General features: G+C 60.6%; 12 protein-coding genes. 6 read left to right on the top strand and 6 right to left on the bottom strand.

Annotated elements, in window-relative coordinates; all coding sequences use genetic code 11:
* Positions 1–5: 5 nt before the first annotated feature.
* Positions 6–1,256: a polysaccharide biosynthesis/export family protein gene (locus tag AU381_RS11645; protein WP_064241939.1), complete on the bottom strand. Its 1,251-nt coding sequence runs from the start codon at positions 1,254–1,256 to the stop codon at positions 6–8.
* A gap of 441 nt (positions 1,257–1,697) precedes the next feature.
* On the opposite strand from AU381_RS11645, the gene AU381_RS11640 reads away from it, so the two are divergent.
* Positions 1,698–3,050 carry a lipopolysaccharide biosynthesis protein gene (locus AU381_RS11640; protein WP_064241938.1) on the top strand — a complete coding sequence of 451 codons (1,353 nt, stop codon included), beginning with the start codon at positions 1,698–1,700 and terminating at the stop codon, positions 3,048–3,050.
* A 354-nt stretch (positions 3,051–3,404) separates the two neighbouring features.
* Positions 3,405–4,628 (top strand): glycosyltransferase family 4 protein, encoded by a 1,224-nt coding sequence (locus AU381_RS11635; protein ID WP_064241937.1) that lies wholly within the window; start codon positions 3,405–3,407, stop codon positions 4,626–4,628.
* Positions 4,629–4,796: 168 nt separating this feature from the next.
* Here AU381_RS11635 and AU381_RS11630 read toward each other — a convergent pair whose 3' ends face one another.
* Both AU381_RS11630 and AU381_RS11625 read right to left on the bottom strand, forming a co-directional pair.
* Complete coding sequence (locus AU381_RS11630) at positions 4,797–6,266, bottom strand: hypothetical protein (protein WP_064241936.1); 1,470 nt, start codon at positions 6,264–6,266, stop codon at positions 4,797–4,799.
* A gap of 173 nt (positions 6,267–6,439) precedes the next feature.
* Positions 6,440–7,366, bottom strand: coding sequence for a sulfotransferase family protein (locus tag AU381_RS11625; protein ID WP_064241935.1), 927 nt, complete (start codon positions 7,364–7,366; stop codon positions 6,440–6,442).
* Positions 7,367–8,148: 782 nt separating this feature from the next.
* On the opposite strand from AU381_RS11625, the gene AU381_RS11615 reads away from it, so the two are divergent.
* The 4 genes from AU381_RS11615 to AU381_RS11600 all read left to right on the top strand — a co-directional run bounded on the left by AU381_RS11615 (position 8,149) and on the right by AU381_RS11600 (position 14,123).
* A complete protein-coding gene (locus tag AU381_RS11615) occupies positions 8,149–9,051 on the top strand; it encodes a methionyl-tRNA formyltransferase (protein ID WP_064241933.1) in 903 nt (300 codons plus the stop codon).
* A gap of 441 nt (positions 9,052–9,492) precedes the next feature.
* Complete coding sequence (locus tag AU381_RS11610; protein WP_244520062.1) at positions 9,493–11,631, top strand: polysaccharide biosynthesis protein; 2,139 nt, start codon at positions 9,493–9,495, stop codon at positions 11,629–11,631.
* 105 nt (positions 11,632–11,736) lie between these two features.
* A complete protein-coding gene (locus AU381_RS11605; RefSeq protein WP_156528582.1) occupies positions 11,737–12,903 on the top strand; it encodes a glycosyltransferase in 1,167 nt (388 codons plus the stop codon).
* A 41-nt stretch (positions 12,904–12,944) separates the two neighbouring features.
* Complete coding sequence (locus tag AU381_RS11600; RefSeq protein WP_064241930.1) at positions 12,945–14,123, top strand: glycosyltransferase family 4 protein; 1,179 nt, start codon at positions 12,945–12,947, stop codon at positions 14,121–14,123.
* Between the two features lie 50 nt (positions 14,124–14,173).
* Here the strand turns inward: AU381_RS11600 and AU381_RS11595 are convergent, their stop codons facing one another.
* Genes AU381_RS11595 through AU381_RS11585 form a run of 3 tightly spaced genes read right to left on the bottom strand, consistent with a single transcriptional unit; the run spans position 14,174 to position 16,863 of the window.
* On the bottom strand, positions 14,174–15,118 hold the full coding sequence (locus tag AU381_RS11595) for an NAD-dependent epimerase/dehydratase family protein (RefSeq protein ID WP_064241929.1): 945 nt from the start codon (positions 15,116–15,118) through the stop codon (positions 14,174–14,176).
* Between the two features lie 15 nt (positions 15,119–15,133).
* Complete coding sequence (locus AU381_RS11590) at positions 15,134–16,126, bottom strand: ATP-grasp domain-containing protein (RefSeq protein WP_064241928.1); 993 nt, start codon at positions 16,124–16,126, stop codon at positions 15,134–15,136.
* Positions 16,123–16,863 carry a PHP domain-containing protein gene (locus AU381_RS11585; protein WP_064241927.1) on the bottom strand — a complete coding sequence of 247 codons (741 nt, stop codon included), beginning with the start codon at positions 16,861–16,863 and terminating at the stop codon, positions 16,123–16,125. Before AU381_RS11585 ends, AU381_RS11590 begins: the two co-directional genes overlap by 4 nt.

Below are 16,863 nucleotides of genomic sequence, written 5' to 3'. Positions count from 1 at the left end.
GGTCCTTACATGCCGGCAATACCCACGACCAACACGTCGCCGGGCAACATTTCCGTCAGGGTGGATGCCTTTATGCTGGTGGGCGTGCCACCAACCGGGTTGCGGCGAATTTCATAAGTGTAGGAAATTTGGTTGTCCTTGGCTTCGTCAGCTTCCACTGCGGCCATCAGGAGTATCTGTTCTTCCGCGGTGTGCTTCTGCGAGATCAGCTTCTTGATGGCGATTTCGCGCTCCTGGAGCTTCGTGAGGATATCCTTTTCCCTGTCCGCCTCGAGTTGCGCCAATTGCAGCTTCAGTTCGCTGAGTTCCTGCCTTGAACGTGAAAGCGTCGCAAAGATTTCAAGGAGCTGAGCCTTCTCGGTCGAGGCTGTGTTCTTGGCTCGGGAAAGTTCGCTCTCCGTGTTCAGTTCGCGCTTGCGAAGCGAATTGATGCGCTCCAGGTCCTGCTCCGTGTTCTTGATGACCTCTTTCTGTTGCTGGACGAGCTCGTTCAAAATCTCGATCCCGGCCTCGGATTGGGCGATACCTTCCGCAAGAATCTGGGCCTGAGACCTGCTGGCGGCGAGGTCCGCCTTGAGGATCTTCTCTTCGAGCTCGACGACTCCCCCAAGCGGCACGCCCTTCACATATTCGCGTGCAATTTCCGGAACGTCGTTCAGATCGATCTTGGCACGGTGCGTCAACTGCGCCGTCAACCTCGCGGCGTAGACCGCTTCATGGATCACTTCGGCAGTCGCGCCCTCGATCTCCCCACGCAGCCGAGCCCGTGCGATGATGCGGTCGGATGCGTTGGCGGCGACGATCAGGGTGCCCCCCGCGAGACCTATGCCCTGTTCGACCGTCAGGCCGTTATAGAACGGAAACGAACCCGGATTCTTGACCTCACCGAGAACGAAGATCGGCCGGAAGGTCGAGATGTTGAGGGACAGTTTCGGATCGACCAGAATCTCGCGACTGCGGTATTCGTTCCGAAGCTTCTCCAGAGCCTCCGGTATCGTCAGCCCGACGACGCCTACCGCCCCGATCAGGGGAAACTGGGCCTCTCCGTCACCAGCGACGGTCGCCGTAACGGGAAGCTCCGCGTCGTCGAGGAAATCGAAGGTCAGCACATCGCCCGTCGATAGCCTGTACTCGCCGGCATGAACGGCCGTCGTTCCGCCTATCAGCAAGAACCCCCACAGCACAATTGCCAGCAGGCCGGTCGCAAAAGGCCCCCAGGGGACGCGCGTTCCGGTTGCTGCTCGTGAAAGTCCCATCGCACAGCACTCCAAAAAGCATCAATAAGGAAAGCTCTATAAAAATACTCGGCGACTATATTCTTCGGGATGCTGCCCCGTCAAAGGAATAAACTGTTTCTGCGCTCCCTGCGCTGCGATCGGATCCGGTTCAGGAAAGAAATCGCCGCCACTTCAAAGTGTTGCAGAAAAGCTTTGCGCGTCCCGCAGGCAGCGGCATTGCAGGCAAATGCTTATACTGACATGATCAAGCGTTTCCTCTGCGGAGAAGCCGGCGGGCAAATTCGACCGCCGGCTGCAGGCTTGGAAACAATTTCCGGGACTTTCCGCCGCCTATACTTTTTTCAAATCATGGTGACAGGCGAGAAAGCCGCGCGATGCTCAGGGGGCGGGAAAGCAGGGGCGGCGATCGAGGGCTGAGGTCCATTCCCGTGTTTCCTTGATATCCGTAGGAAGGTTCCTGTGTTGTTTCAAAGAAAATTTTCATATGAACTTAAGCGGCTCCGACAACTTCTCGATCGTGAACAGAGCTTGAAGGAACGCCTGCAGCATATTGCGCACCTGCTCTCGGGGAATGTGCTGAGCTCGATTGTGGGTCTCATCGGCTTCGCGCTTACCGCCCGGGCACTGGGCCCGGCGGGCTACGGCATACTCGCATTGTGCTTCTCCTACACGCGGGCAATCGAAAGGCTCGTCAGCTTCCAGTCCTGGCAGCCGCTGATCAAATACGGAGCACAGGTGCAGGAGCGAGATGACCAGGGAGCGAACGAATTGCGCTCGCTGCTCAAGTTCGGCCTGCTGCTGGACATTTCCGCGGCACTCGCCGGCTGGCTGATTGCTGTCGTGCTCGTGCTGACGTTCGCACCGTGGCTCGGCATATCGGAGGACATGTCGGGCCTCGTCATACTCTATTGTTCCGTTCTCCCGTTTCAGCTCTCGGGGACGCCGACGGCGGTGTTGCGGCTCTATGGCAAGTTCATGGGGCTCGCCTATGGCCAAGTCGCAACCAGCCTCATTCGCGTCTCTCTCTGCGCGATCGGTGCGCTCGCCGGCGGCGGGCTGTTCGAATTCGCGCTGATCTGGATGGCTGCGCAGATCATTGGCGCATCGGTCCTCGTCGCGCTCGCCGTCGTCGAACTGCGCCGGCAGGAAATGCTGGCGGGTCTCGTGACTGCACCCGTTCGCGGCATCACCGCGCTTTTCCCCGGCCTCTGGAGATTTTCGATCTCGACGAACCTGTCGCTGACTATTCGCACGAGCGCCAATGAATTCGATACATTGCTCGTCGGCTATCTTGCCGATCCGACATCCGCCGGGTTCTATCACATCGCCAAGCGGGTCGGCCGGATCGCCCAGCAGGCCGGCGTCCAAGTCCAAGCGGTGCTCTATCCGGAGCTTGCCCGTGCCTGGGCGGCGCGGGCGACTGTTACGTTCCACCGGGCCGTCGCACAAATGCAGGGGCTTCTGCTGGGATTCGGCCTGCTGCTGATCGGAGGCCTTTACCTCCTCATCGACCCGGTACTGAAATGGGCCGTTGGCCCAGCCTTCCTGGCAGCCGGTCCGCTCGTTGTCGTACAATCGATTGCGGTAACCATGACCTTGTGCGGCGCGGTGATCCGCTCGGCCCTCCTGGCGATGGGTCGTGAAGATCAGGTGCTTCACAGCGTGCTCATCTCCACGGCCGCCTTTCATGCGACCGCGCTTACACTCATTCCGGCGATCGGCGCCATGGGGGCGAATGTCGCCCACATCGTCATGGCCTCGCTCTGGCTGTCGACAATGATGGTGAGTTACCGCCGCACTCCGACACCATGAGAGGAACGCGCCCTGCTGCCGCCGCTCATGGAAACATGTTGAACCGCCAAACCGAGCGGGGTATCTTGCTGCGTATTGTTGTAAGAATTCCCCAAAAGAGTTTAGCATTTCAACTATTGCCGGGCTTAACATTTAAGTGAGGTCTCTTTCTCGGAGAGTTATCTCGCAGCCTCGCTACAGAACATACTCGACCGACGCTTTTACAGGTCGGAACGGGAACGCGGGCGCATCATTTTGTACTGCATGTTCAAAAGCACGATTCAACGCCCGAGTTGTTCGCCCTGAATGAAAGTCCTGACGGGCACGAAAGCCAGGAACTGATGTCAAACGCAGCCTGTAGAAGGAAACACTTGCGTGAGTCTCAGGAAGATCGTCATCGCGTTTCCTTTCGTCGGGGATGACCTGGGCGGAAGCCACATTTCGGCGGCCGGTTTGATTGCCGGCCTCGACAGAGAGCGGTTCGAGCCGATCGTCGTCCTTCATAAGGGCGGGCTGGTGCTGGAGGACTACTTCAAGGCGCGCGGGCTTCCGCTGACACTTGCGCCGGAAGTCGCGTTTATCTCTCGAGGCGAGCGTCGCGACCGGGCGGGTCGCATGGCCGCAGGACTGCGCTTCCTGCGGATGACGGCAAAGCTTGCGCGGTTCCTGCGCGATCACAAAGTCGATCTCGTGCATACCAACGACGGCCAGATGCACGCGACCTGGGCGCTGGCCGCGCGGCTGTCGGGCGCGAAGCTGCTGTGGCATCATCGAGGCGATCCGAGAGCCTGGGGCGTCAACGTGCTCGCGCCCTTGCTCGCCAATCACATCGTCACAGTGTCGAAATTCGTCGAACCGGCAAAACCGATCGTCCCGGTCAGGCACAAGACGACCGTGTTGCACAGCCCCTTCGATCATCCTCCGGCGCTGCCGGATCGCGATGCCTGTCGAAGGCACTACGTTGACGAGCTGCAGCTCCGCGCCGACACGCGCTTCGTCGGGTATGTCGGCACGCTGACCGAGCGCAAGAGACCCCTCAGATTCGTCGAAGCCGTGCATGCCTTTCTCCAGCATCACCCCGATTTTCCGATCGCCGGCCTGATCTTCGGGAGATCTGCGACAAACGTGCCGTCGCTCGAAGGCGTTGTCGGCAAGCGTGCGGATGAACTCGGCATCTCTGACAGGATCCACCTCATGGGTTTTCGCTCCCCTGTCGCCCCCTGCATGGGCGCCCTGGACGCCCTCCTCGTCACGGCCGTCAACGAACCTTTCGGACGCACCCTCATCGAAGCCATGCTTCTCGAAACGCCGGTAATCGCCACCAACCATGGCGGCAACCCGGAGGCGATCGACGACGGGGCGACTGGTTACCTTGTGGAAGCGGACCGGCCGGAAGCCTTCGTAGCACCGCTCGAAAGATTACTGTTCGATCCAAACGAATGGGCGCGGATCAGCACGGCCGCACGGCAGAACGCCCTCCGGAAATACGGCAGCAGGGCACATATCGACGGGATCAGCCGACTTTACGAGAAACTCCTGGGCAGACGGGCAAAGCACCATGATCGCCTCGACCGAATGGCTCTGCCCGGCAATCGATGAAAGGGGCCGAAGTTGGAATACGGGACACCGACTTTCTGATCATCGGCGCGACGAAAAAGAGCGAGGACCTCGCTCCAGCAAACGCTGCAGTCCTGACCGGCTCGCTAAGGCAAGGAACCAGGGGGCTTGAGAAATGAGCATCACGACCGTCATCGGCAATCGAAAGACTCATTCCTGACCTGAGGCGATCTCGGCATCTCCAGCCATCAAATGGAGAAACTCCTCGAGGTTTGTCCATCCATCGCCATCCATGTCCTGTTGGCCATCGTCAGCGTTCGTCGGGTCTATGCCGTTCCTGGCTTCCCAGTCATCTGAAATGCCGTCTTTGTCGCCGTCCTTGTACGGCATCCCGCCGGCAAGCTCCGGCCACCCGCCGACGTCCTGCGGATCCGTCTTGAGCAGCTTCCCGCCGCGATCCTCGATTTTTTTGATCATGCGCCTATCGACGGCGTCGCGCTCAGGCTTCGTTGCGCCGGCACCCGCGAGGACGTCTTCATAGGCGCGCATCGGTTGGGAGGTGCGGATGGGGGGCGCGTCAAATGGCTTCGCGGAAACAAAGTGCCTCTGTTCCCCGGCTATGATCAGGCCATCATCTTGGCCCGCCTCAGTACGGTAGGGTTCGTCGTAGTTGTCCTTCACATAAATCTGGTGCCCAAGCCCGCTTTCCTCGAAAAGATGGACCATGTGATCGTCGTGCAGCTTCTCTCCCTTGATCTTGTAGTTGCCGACAACATTGGCCTGGATACGCGTCCATTCATCGCCGAAACTGACGACATAATCCCATTGAGGCGAGTAAAAGACATTGTTCACGACATCCGCTATTGCGCCGGGATGCTTCATCTTGATTTGAGGATTTCTGAACCTGCCAAAAGCAAAGAGGGAGTGGTGCACAGAGATATTGCCACCCTTGGTGAACAGCATGTTGCGCGCGCGGTTCCTTTTCCCCGGCCCGCCGTGCAGGAGCGGCTCGCTCGTAATGCCCCACTGCCAGGTGAAGTGACTCGCATCCTCAGAATCGATTGTTTCGTCGGACCCCCAACTGGCCGAGATATGATCCAGCATAATATTTTTCGCCGCTTCGGAGTACAATCCGAGAGCCCCGGAACAACAAGCCTTGACTGCATGCGGTCCAGGGCGAAGACGAATGTGTCTTATGACGACATCATTGGTCCAGATTTCAATTGAAGGACGGATTTGCGTCTTGCCGTTCCGGATAGCGATTCCGCCGCCCGGCGCCGTCTCCCCGGCGATGGTCAGGAACGGATTGCGAATAACCAGCGATTTCTCGCGAAGAACAATGGTTCCGCCCGTGCGGAAGATACAGACGCGCGGCCCGGACGCTTCGATGCATGCCCGCAAGGAACCGGGGCCGGACTCGTCCGTGTTGAGGACATAGATCACCTTTCCGCCCCGCCCTCCCTGAGAAGCGGCGCCGAAGCCTTCGGCCGTGGGGAAGGCGCGCTGTCGACCGTCTTGAAGCTTGGGTGAGAGAGGCTCGTCGGGCGCGGTTGCAGACTGGGCAATGGCCCCCGGCGGTTGGCCGATCAGTGATCCGCAGAGTAGCCCTGCCAGGATCAGCGAGCGTGCGACCGTGAAACGAAATGCGCCTACTTCACGTGACTGGATCATATTTGTCATGCCTCGCGCCACCAAGTTGAAGCCGAATTCGTCCTTCCCCGAGCGTATTCATAAGATGACAGGCTCGCGAACGTTGCACCGTTTGCGAGCGACAAAACATTGCAGCAGCGCCAGCATGCCGTTCGATGCCCCCGCGAATTCGCTCACGAGGCAACCGGCATGCTGCCAACCGGTCAAAGATAGCCATAGCGCCTGAGCATCCACCCGCCCAGGCGCTGAAAGGAAAGCTGCTGAGCGGCCGGCATCCCTGTCCGCCACGTCTCGTCTTTGGTGAGTGCGATCGATGGTCTCATGCGCAATCGACTCCCTGCAACCTGGTGCCCCGGCTCGATCGACGCGCCGCTTTGCAGAGATGAACCGACTTGACTTAAGTCGAGTTCGAGAAACGCCCCGATCTGCTGCATGGCCGCCGCCGGGTTGGACGCGAAATCCTCATATCTTACCCGCATCACCTTTTGCGGACCCAATTTCCGCGAGAGATATTCGACGGCAAGATTGACAATGTTCCATCGCAACGCCGTCCTGAATACCGGCTTTGGCTTGATTTCCTTCTGCAATCCGGATTTTACGTCGCGGTCATAGGCTTTCAGCAACGACCAGGCAACTCCGCGCCCATCGCGCACCACATGGATGATGCGCATGTCGACGCCCGGAATCTGCGCAAGCGCCAGGGCTCTTCCCGGCAGCTTTGAAGAATCGACGATGATTTGCCTTCCGGAGCACGACGCCATTGCATCGAATAGACGTTTTGTGTGAAGCGCATATGCTGGAAATAGCTTTCCGAGACCCATTCCGGAAAGTACGCTTAGGAACACGGGCAATCCTTCAAACTTTTCTTGAAGAGCGCCATACTCCGACACAAGGTTCGAATCCCCGCCTTCCGACCATTCTTGGATAACCTTACTCCAGAAGGCACAGTCGCGAATGGGATTGCCGCATGCACAATATTCGTTATGGCGCCAGACATGTCTCGTAAGCGCCGTTATCTCGCCGGCCCCCAGCACACCTGCATGTTGCCCCAATGCAATGTCGAGGACGGTCGTCCCGCTGCGTCCGTAACCTGCAATATAAGCAATGCGAACCGGTTGCGAGGGCATCATGTGAGCCTTCCATTGGCTGATGCTTCCAGGGTCAGAACCCTACTGCATGTTTCCTGAAGCGTAGCCGATTAAGGACAAGAACATGCAGCAATTCAAAGTGCTACAGCGACCTATGCGCGTCTGATCACAGTACACGGCAGCAGCCGACTGGGCTTCGTCGGTTGCGTACGGCAGGGCCTCTCCTCCGTCCTCATTCCTGTGCTCGTCACAGGAATCCAGCCAGCCCAAGTCCTTGGGCTGAAAAGTCTCTTTCGCACCGCGAACGCGGCGCTGCTGGATCCCTGTGACAAGCACAGGGATGAGGGCGAAAAAGCATCCGCCAACGCTACTGTCGCGTACTGTGGCGTCTGAAAGACGCACGGCGCTGTAGTGGAAATGAGACGTCACAGCCATCGGCAAGCTGATCGGCAGACCGCGCCTAAGACCGGTCATCTCCATTTTGCCCTGCATGACTGCCCGGGCATCTCCCCAACAACAAAATCAAATTGCTTTCAACGGTGAATGCTCTATCGCCGGCCTAAACAGGCCCCCATTACTGCGATATGCGTGAACGTACTTCATTCTCGCCTTTTCGCCAACATTGCATATTCGGCGATCGAGATTTTTGACCGACTTGCAGGACCGAATCTACAAGTCTGCGTCAGGTGCGCCGCTTTACCCTGGACGCCGTGGCCGCTATTGTGTTCGATGAGCCGACGCTCACTCTGGATCGCATTACTCATTGTCCGACAGGTGAGTAGAGCACCCGCTGATTTCATACATTTGGATTTCTTGGTGGGACCATGCGTATCGTTTTCGTCGGCGCCGTCGAAAGCTCCAGGATCGCTCTGGAGGCGCTCATAAAGGCCAAGCGCATCCCGGTCTTGGTCGTAACACTCCCGCCCGAAGCGGCGGAACGTCATTCCGATTTTGCGGATATAGCCGACCTGGCGCGGGCAACCGGGAGCGCGGTCTGCTACGCGACGGACGTCAATGCTGCCGCGACGCTCGAAGCCATGGCATTGGTCCGACCGGACCTCACGTTTGTCATCGGCTGGTCGCAAATCTGTCGGCGGCCATTCCGAGACATAGCGCGCAAGGGCACCGTCGGGTTCCATCCGGCAGCCTTGCCGCATTTTCGCGGTCGTGGCGTCATCCCATGGACAATCCTCCAGGGCGAGGAGGAAACCGGCTCGACCTTGTTCTGGCTGGACGACGGGATCGATTCCGGGCCTGTTCTGCTCCAGCGACTGTTCCCAGTGGAGGCCGACGAAACCGCGAGGAGCCTATATGCCAAGCAAACGGCAAATCTTGCCGAAATGGTCGTAGAGGCCGCCGCGCTCGTGGAATCGGACAGCGCGCCTCGGACGCAACAGGATCATGACCAGGCAAGCTATTGCGCGAAGCGGAGTCCGGAGGACGGCCTGATCGACTGGCACCGACCGGCAGCCGCCGTGTTGCGCCTGATCCGGGCGGTCGGCGATCCCTATCCCGGGGCCTTCACATGGCGGACCGGCGAGAAGATCCGCATCGACAGCGCGGTCGCGGTCGCGAATTCCGGCCGGTTCATCGGGCTCGACGGTCAGGTCCAGGCGCATACCGAGACAGGCTTCGTCGTACGGTGCGGAGACGGCGAATGCATCGAGGTCGTTGCCTGGGAAACGCCCTTTGGCAAGCGGCCGCCGATTCACAGCAAACTCCACTGACTGCGTTGCCCTCGGCAGGCCGCGGACGGCTCACCGGGGGCGAGAATTGCTTTCTCGGCCTCACGCACCGCGGCGAGATCGCAACCTGAGGTTCTCTGATAAATACATATTTTTAATATATAATCATTCTTGCAGCGTTACTAGGAACGACTATTTACAACCCCGTAGTAACGTGTTTTTATTACTAACTTCGAATATGCCGGAAAATTTTGGTGCCGCGATCTATCCAGTCGCGAGCACTCGTCTTTGTTGTTTTAAGTTACTCTAGCCTTCAGGCCGGTCGACGAGGCAACACTAAAGATACCCAACTCTTGAACCGCCAGCAGGACTTGGCGGTGATGGCGTTGTCATTCGGCAGGACGGCAAGGCTTTTGATGTTAGGGAAGGGCCGTCATGCAGCGTTTACACGCCGCCGCGAAGGCAATTCGTGACAATTTTCTAATGTGGCCAGGCTTGGGACAAGGGGCAGCAAACCGGACGACTAAAGGAAGACTATGGGCCGTGGGCGAAGCGGCCGTGGACATCGGGCTAAGGCGCATACGAGGTGCTGCACGCAGCATCCAAAAATGCTCCTTGCTCTACCTTGCCGATCTCGGCTCCGCCGGCATTGCCCTCGCGGTGGCGCTGCTCTTGCGCTATGGCATAACAGAGCTGAAGGCGAGACCGGAAACTGCGTCCGTCCTGTTTTGGTCCGGGGCTCAATATCTTGCCATTTGCGCTTTCGTTTTTCCGTTCTCCGGGCTCTACAGCCGCAACTGGAGGTATGGGTCGATCTCCGACCTGTTCATCATCCTGCGCGCCGTGCTGCTGACGTCCTTGCTGCTCGTCTCGTTGCTCTTTTTCTCGACCCGGCTGAGCGAGATTCCGAGAACGGTCGTTCCTATGCAGTCTCTCCTTCTGATCGCGTTCCTCGCGGCATCGCGACTGAGCTTCCGCGCCGAAGAAATCCCGCTCGCGCGGCCGGTCTTCAAGAAGGCCAATGAGCAACATTACGTTCCACTGCTGCTTGTTGGCGCCGGCGACGCCGCAGATCTCTATCTCCGCGCGCTCGCCCGGGATCCAAATGCGACCCACATACCGGTCGCCTGCCTGGACAAACATGGCGACCAGGTCGGCATGAGCCTGCGCGGTGTGCCGATTGCCGGCAGCATCGCGGATTTCGAGCGGGTCGTGGCAGAACTGCAGCTGGTCAACAAGCAGCCGCGTCACGTGGTGTTCACGGAGGCCCCAGCCGCCTTCGGCGAAAAGGCCTCGGAAGAGCTTGTGCACTCCGCTGAGCGGCTCGGGATCGCGGTCTCGCGATTGTCACAGCTCACCGAACTCAAACGCGCCAAGAACGACAACCCCTATGAATTGCGGTCGATCGAGCTGACCGATCTTCTCGAGCGGCCGCAGGCAGCACTCGACACGGCAGCGATTGCTCGCCTCATTTGCGGCAGGCGCATCCTCGTTACCGGCGCGGGCGGATCGATCGGCAGCGAGTTGACCGCTCAGGTCGCTGCCTGCGGACCCGCGGAGATCGTTCTGATCGACAATACGGAATACAACCTCTACTCCATCGACATGAAGTTGAACGAGAACTTCCCGGACGTCCCGCGGTCTTGCTACCTCTGCAGCGTTCGCCGCTGCCAGAGGGTGGAGGAGATTTTCGAGCGCCATAGACCGGAGCTCGTCTTTCACGCCGCCGCCCTGAAGCATGTGCCCATGGTTCAGATGAACCCGTGCGAGGGCGTGCTCACCAATGTCATCGGCACCATGAACGTCGCCAATGCTGCCAAGAAATGCGGCACGCTTGCTATGGTCCAGGTCTCCACCGACAAGGTGGTGAACTCGACGAGCGTCATGGGCGCGTCGAAACGCCTGGCGGAACTCTACTGCCAGGCGCTGGACCTGGATGGCATCGAGACAGGCCAGGCGCCGCGGTTCATGACCGTTCGTTTTGGGAACGTGCTGGGATCGAGCGGTTCCTTGATACCGCTGTTTGAACGGCAGCTCGCAAGGGGCGGCCCGCTCACGGTGACCGACGCCAACATGACACGCTTCTTCATGACCATCCGCGAGGCCGTGGAACTGACGCTGCAGGCCTCCGCCTACGGTTTCGAGCAGCAGCTCGGGCAGGGAGAGATCTTCGTCCTCGACATGGGCGAGCCGATCAAGATCATCGACATCGCCAGGCGCATGATCCGGCTGGCGGGTTTCACGCCGGACGAGGAGATCGAGATCAAGATTATCGGCTGCAGGCCGGGCGAGAAGCTCTTCGAGGAGCTTTTCGACGAGACCGACAAGCGCATAAGCCTGCCGGTTCCAGGTGTGCTCGGCGCGGTTCCGGATCCGATCCCGCTGCCGAAGTTGAAGGACGCGTTCATGCGCCTGCAGCGCCATGCGGAGCGCGGCAATGAACGGGCGGTGGTGAGCGTGATGCATGAACTGCTCCCGCATTACCAACACGGGGCGGAGGGAGCAAAGCGACCATCGTCGGGCAAGCGGGCCGTGCCGCCGCGGCGGCGCGTCGAGGGTCCGCGACGCCGTTCCGGGGTTCAGGGCCGCAAGCGCGGCGAACTCAACCTGCCGGGAAATTAGAACCTTTCCTGGTTGAATGGGAGGCTCTAGCGGGAGGACAGGTCCGTGCGGCTCGCCACCTGGGAGCCGCACGACCCGCCGCGGCTCTAAAGAGATAGGCTCACTGTGAGTGACATCCGCGTCCTCAATTGCATCACCGGGTTGAATGTAGGCGGAGCGGAATACATGCTCGCCCGCTTCGCCAGGGGATTGTCCGGGAACCGGTACCGCCCTTCGGTGCTCTCGCTGATGACGCCGGGTCCCGTCGCCGAAAGCATGGCGCTTTCGGAAGTCGACATACAGACGATCGGAATGCCTCAGGCGAGGCCAAGGCTGAACTCGCTGTGGCGGTTGAGGCAGGCGATCCGAACAACGGAGCCGGCGCTCCTCCATGGCTGGATGTACCACGGAAACATTGCCGCCTCCGTGGGTGCGCTGATGCACCGGCGGCAACCGGTGATCTGGAGCATCCATCACTCCGTTGCAAATATCGACGCCGAGAAGCGCATGACGCGGCGGCTGATCACGCTTGGGGCACGCTTGTCGCCCTGGACGGCCGCCATCTCCTATTGCTCGAGAGTGGCGGCCGACCAGCACGAAGCCCTCGGCTTCGACGCCTTGAAAAGGCATGTCATTCCGAACGGCATCGATTGTTCAGAGTTCCAGCCGCTGAACGGAGCCAAGGACAGGCTGCACCAGCTATTCAACATCCCGCCGACGCGATCGATCATAGGCAATGTGGCGCGCGCGCATCCTATGAAGGATCACGCCGCTTTCGTGAAGGCGCTCGCCGTTCTTCGGGACCGTGGATACGACGTGCATGGGCTGATCATCGGCGACGGCCACGAATCGGGTGCTGCCCGCCAGACTGCCCGCGACCTCGGCATGGACGGCCGGCTGACGACGTCGGGCGCCCGCTCCGACATCAACGCGTTGCTGCCGGGCCTGGACGTCTTCATGCTTTCATCCTCATGGGGCGAGGCTTTTCCGCTCTGCGTCGCGGAAGCGATGGCCTGTGGCGTCCCGGCGGCGGCAACCGATGTTGGCGACTGTGCCTGGCTGGTCGGCGATCTGGAGCTGATCTCTGAGCCCAACAATGCGGTGGCGCAGGCGGAAGTCGTTGCCAGGCTGCTCTCGCTTTGCCCGGCCGACCGGCGGCAACTGGGCATGGCGGCGCGCCGACGTGTCATCGAGAACTTCTCGCTCGCGACCTATGTCGCCCGACATCTGAAGCTTTACGAGATGGCGCTTCACCGAAGCGCATCGTACAGGAGGGATCCGTGGAACCGGTAGGTCAGACTTTACGGGCTGGAGCCGAGGCTGCGGCGCCGGGCTTGCCTCGTGCCGAAAGCTCGTCCGCACCGCAAATCCGCCACGGCAGTCGGCGCGTCATCGCGGTCGTCGCGAGTTTTACCCCCTCCTTGACGATTTTCCGGCTGGACCTGCTGAAGAGGCTGGTTGCGGCAGGGCACCGCGTCGTCGCCCTTGCTCCGGAACAGGACGCGAAGGTCGAGCACCAGCTTGCGGAGATCGGCGTCGAGTTCCGCCGCGTTCCGATGGCGCGTACGGGTCTCAATCCGATCGAGGACCTGAGAACCCTCTGGTCCCTGCGGGAGAGCTTCCGGCATCTGCGGCCTGACCTGATTCTGCCCTATACGATGAAGCCGATCATCTATGGCGGCATCGCGGCGCGCATGCTGGGGATCAGAGAGCGCTGCTTTCTCGTGACCGGTCTCGGGCACATGTTCTCCGAGCAAGCAAGCGCCTCCGTGAAGTCCAGGCTCGTACGGCATCTCTGCGTCTGGCTCTATCGGATGGCCTTCCGCGGCGCCAAAGTCGTGTTCGCCTATAACGACGCGGATGTCGCGGACATCCGTAACCACCGGATGCTGCGGGACAGCTCGCTGATCACCATCGTCCCGGGGTCCGGAGTCGATCCCGACCACTTCATCTTCTCGAGGCCGCCGCAAGGCGCACCGGTCTTCCTCATGGTCGCCCGGCTCCTGCGCGACAAGGGCATCGTGGAATATGTCGAGGCGGCGCGGGTCGTCCGTCGGTCGTCTCCCGAAGCCCGGTTCCAGCTCCTCGGCCCCTTCGACGGCAACCCGACCGCCGTTTCCCGGGCGGAGATCGACGGCTGGGTTCGCGAGGGGATATTGGACTACCTCGGCAGTACCGACGATGTCCGGCCCTATCTCGCCGCCTGCTCCGTCTTCGTGCTGCCTTCCTACTATCGCGAAGGCATTCCCCGCAGCATACTGGAGGCTCTGGCGACCGGTCGGCCGATCATCACCACGGACCTCCCCGGCTGCCGCGACACCGTGCAGCCGGGCGTCAACGGCTTCGCTGTCAAGGCGCGTGACGCGGTCAGTCTGGCGGACGCGATGATCGCGCTGGCTCGAGATCCGGAGCTGGTTGCGAGGATGGGCGAGAAGTCGCGCGAGATAGCGAAGAGCAAGTTCGACGTTCACGCCGTCAACCGGCTGCTGCTGGAGCGCATGCAACTTGAATAGGCGAGATCGACACGCGCAGGCGCTGGCCCCCGGGCACTTCGCGGCAAGCATCAGTCTTGCCCGCTCGCGTTCAGGACGTCCGCAAACCCGGTTTCTGCTTTCCATGCCTCGATGCCTTGGCGGAACGCGCGCGGCGTGTAAGCCAGTTGTTCGACGGCCTTGGCGACATCCAGCGCCGCAAATCCCCCCGCCGCTGCGCCTCCGCCTTCACCCTCCACTTTGATCAGGGAGGGGTCCGCTCCAATCACCTCGGCAATGATATGGGCCGCCTCGAGTGAGGTGCAGGCGTGCCCGCTTCCGGCGTTGAAGACGCCCTCGCTTTCGCCCGCGACCGTCCCGAGAGCCATGGAGGCCACGTCGTCGACATAGACAAGATCCGCGCGATAGGCGCCCCCATCACGAATAATCACGGAATGCCCGCGCGCAAGCGCACCGATGAACGCCGTCACCATGCCGTTGCCGTGCATGCCTGGACCGTAGACCGAGGCGAGGCGAAAGACCGTCACGGGCATCGCCTTCACCTTTCCGAAGGCGAGCAGGCAAATCTCTGCGGAGAGTTTGCTCGCCAGATAGTAGCTTGCGCGACTGACGGGAAAGGTGGGACTTGTTTCCGAGGCAGGCTCCGGGGCGGGCGTATACACCTGCCCCGATCCAAAATAGATGAACCGCCGCACGCCTTGCGAGGCGGCGTCGATCGCGACGTCTAGCGCGCCGTTCGTGTTGATTTCGAAGCATCTGGCGGCCTGACGGGGGTCGCTGAGGTCGGCGGGAATATAGGCCGCGAGATGAAGAAGGGCATCCGCTTGGCTTAACGACGGCAGCGGCGCGCCAATCGACCACTCCTCAATGCGCAAGCGAGCATCATTCCGCGCTGCGATCCGATCCGGGTGGCGTGCAAGCGCCGTCACGGCGTAGCCTCTCGCCAGCGCCTGTTCGATCAGTCTCGTACCTATAAAGCCCGTCGCACCGGTTACAACCAGTTCCCTGAAGGTCACGGCCGATCTTCCGCCTCACACTTCTTCTTCCAGGGGAGCCGAAACTGTAACCAGGTCGCCGGGTTTCACCACGGTCTCCGACCAGTGCCGCAATATCGTGACCGGCGTGATGTCCGGTTGGACGACCGGCTCTCCGAAGAGGATATGCCGAATGCACATTTCAACCTCATTGAACCCCGCGTGGATTCTTACCGCCGTGGTCCCCGAAAACCGCGCGTTGATCTCGAAAATCCGGGGAACACCTTCGTCAAGGCGAAACTGGAAGTTCGCCGGACCGTCGGCAGCGAGGGCGTCGGCGGCCTCCGCCATTGCTCTATTGAGGGCGGGAAAGGGCTCGGCGAAGGCGCGGTAGGTGTTGCCGTCGCGAAGATCCCTGCGCATGACGATCGTCGCACGGCATTTCCCATTGAAGGTCACCGTGCCCGCAGTGAATTCGCTTGTTTCCGAACCGACATACTTCTGTATGACGATGCCGGGCTGCTCGGCAATCGCCCGATCCAGCTGCTCGCGGTTGCCAACGACACTGAAGCCAATCGATCTGGCGCCTACCCTCGGCTTAACGACAAGCGGAAATCCGCATTGTTCGATCAGGGCTGCCTCCTCGCCCGGCAGACATGAAGGAACGAAGCCCAAGCCGTGCTCGCGCAGGAACTCCGAGGTGAGCCACTTGTCGTTGGCGATCGACACGACACGAGGCGAACTGACGATCACCCTGGTGCCGTAGGCTTTTTCGATCGCCTCGCGATTTGCCGAGAGGATCGGGAGTTCCACGTCGGTTCCGGGGATCAACACGTCCGGCCGTTCCGCTCCGAGAAGTTCGCCCAGCCTGTCCAGATAATGGGGATCCTTCGCCATCGGCAACAGGTAGGCGGCGTCTCCCCAATAGAGACCGGCGGAGAGCGGACTCGGGTCGGCGACGATTATCCTCGCGTCCAAGGTGGAACGCCGCAAGGCCCGGATAATGCCTTGTCCGAGCAAGGCGCCTGCCCCCGTGACAAAGACCTTCATGACCGCCCCACCCCCAATTCCAGCAAGCGGTCCCTGCAGTGACCCAATTGTTCCAGCCGATGCGCGTCGGAGCCGACGGAAACGAGCGGGTTGACTTCTTCGCACAGGGCCAGAAATGCCGGCATGTCGGCCAGGTACGAGGAGTTAATCTCGATCGCGATCTGCCGTTCGAGCGTCGCCATCATCATCGCGCGAAAATACTCTTCCGGGAAACGGCCGTGTCGCCTCAGGCTCATGCCGCCCGGATGTCCCAGCACATCGATGGGCGCATTCCTGACCATGCCGATCGAAAGCTGAAATTCGATGTCGGCGGTCTGCTCGAACGAAAGCTGTCCGAAGTCCAGGTAGCCGCCCCGCCCATCCTGAAGCCGGTGGACGACGCCGAGAACGATGTCACACGCATCGAGCACCCGTTGCGACACATCCAGCCTGCCATCGGCATCCATCGCCTTGGTTTCACAGCCGACAAAGACCTGAAGGTCGTCGAAATCACGGGCGGCGGAAAGGACTTCCTCCCTGAAGTCGCCAAACCAGGCGGTGTCCTCGCGAACGTGTTCCGTGAAAGCCAGCGCACCGAGCCCGCGTTCGCGAGCCGTCTGCAGGACTTGCAGCACGGTTGCCTGGCCGTCGGTCCAGGTCGTATGAACCTGGAGGTCCACATTCACTTCCGCCTGGCCAAGGTCCCGAAACCGGTGGAACACGGGCTTGCTGGTGCTCTTTCTCTCCTGCGGGTCCAT

Origin of the sequence: Sinorhizobium glycinis, from assembly GCF_001651865.1 — a bacterium.
GTDB lineage: Bacteria > Pseudomonadota > Alphaproteobacteria > Rhizobiales > Rhizobiaceae > Sinorhizobium > Sinorhizobium glycinis.
The sequence above is the reverse complement of the archived record's forward strand: the minus strand, read 5'-3'. Positions and strand labels throughout refer to the sequence as shown.

Coding starts and splice junctions, on each gene's coding strand:
- AU381_RS11590 (WP_064241928.1), bottom strand. CDS start 16,126: ATGAAGGTCTTTGTCACGGGGGCAGGCGCCTTGCTCGGACAAGGCATT.
- AU381_RS11585 (WP_064241927.1), bottom strand. CDS start 16,863: ATGGACCCGCAGGAGAGAAAGAGCACCAGCAAGCCCGTGTTCCACCGG.
- AU381_RS11625 (WP_064241935.1), bottom strand. CDS start 7,366: ATGATGCCCTCGCAACCGGTTCGCATTGCTTATATTGCAGGTTACGGA.
- AU381_RS11630 (WP_064241936.1), bottom strand. CDS start 6,266: ATGACAAATATGATCCAGTCACGTGAAGTAGGCGCATTTCGTTTCACG.
- AU381_RS11610 (WP_244520062.1), top strand. CDS start 9,493: ATGTGGCCAGGCTTGGGACAAGGGGCAGCAAACCGGACGACTAAAGGA.
- AU381_RS11615 (WP_064241933.1), top strand. CDS start 8,149: ATGCGTATCGTTTTCGTCGGCGCCGTCGAAAGCTCCAGGATCGCTCTG.
- AU381_RS11645 (WP_064241939.1), bottom strand. CDS start 1,256: ATGGGACTTTCACGAGCAGCAACCGGAACGCGCGTCCCCTGGGGGCCT.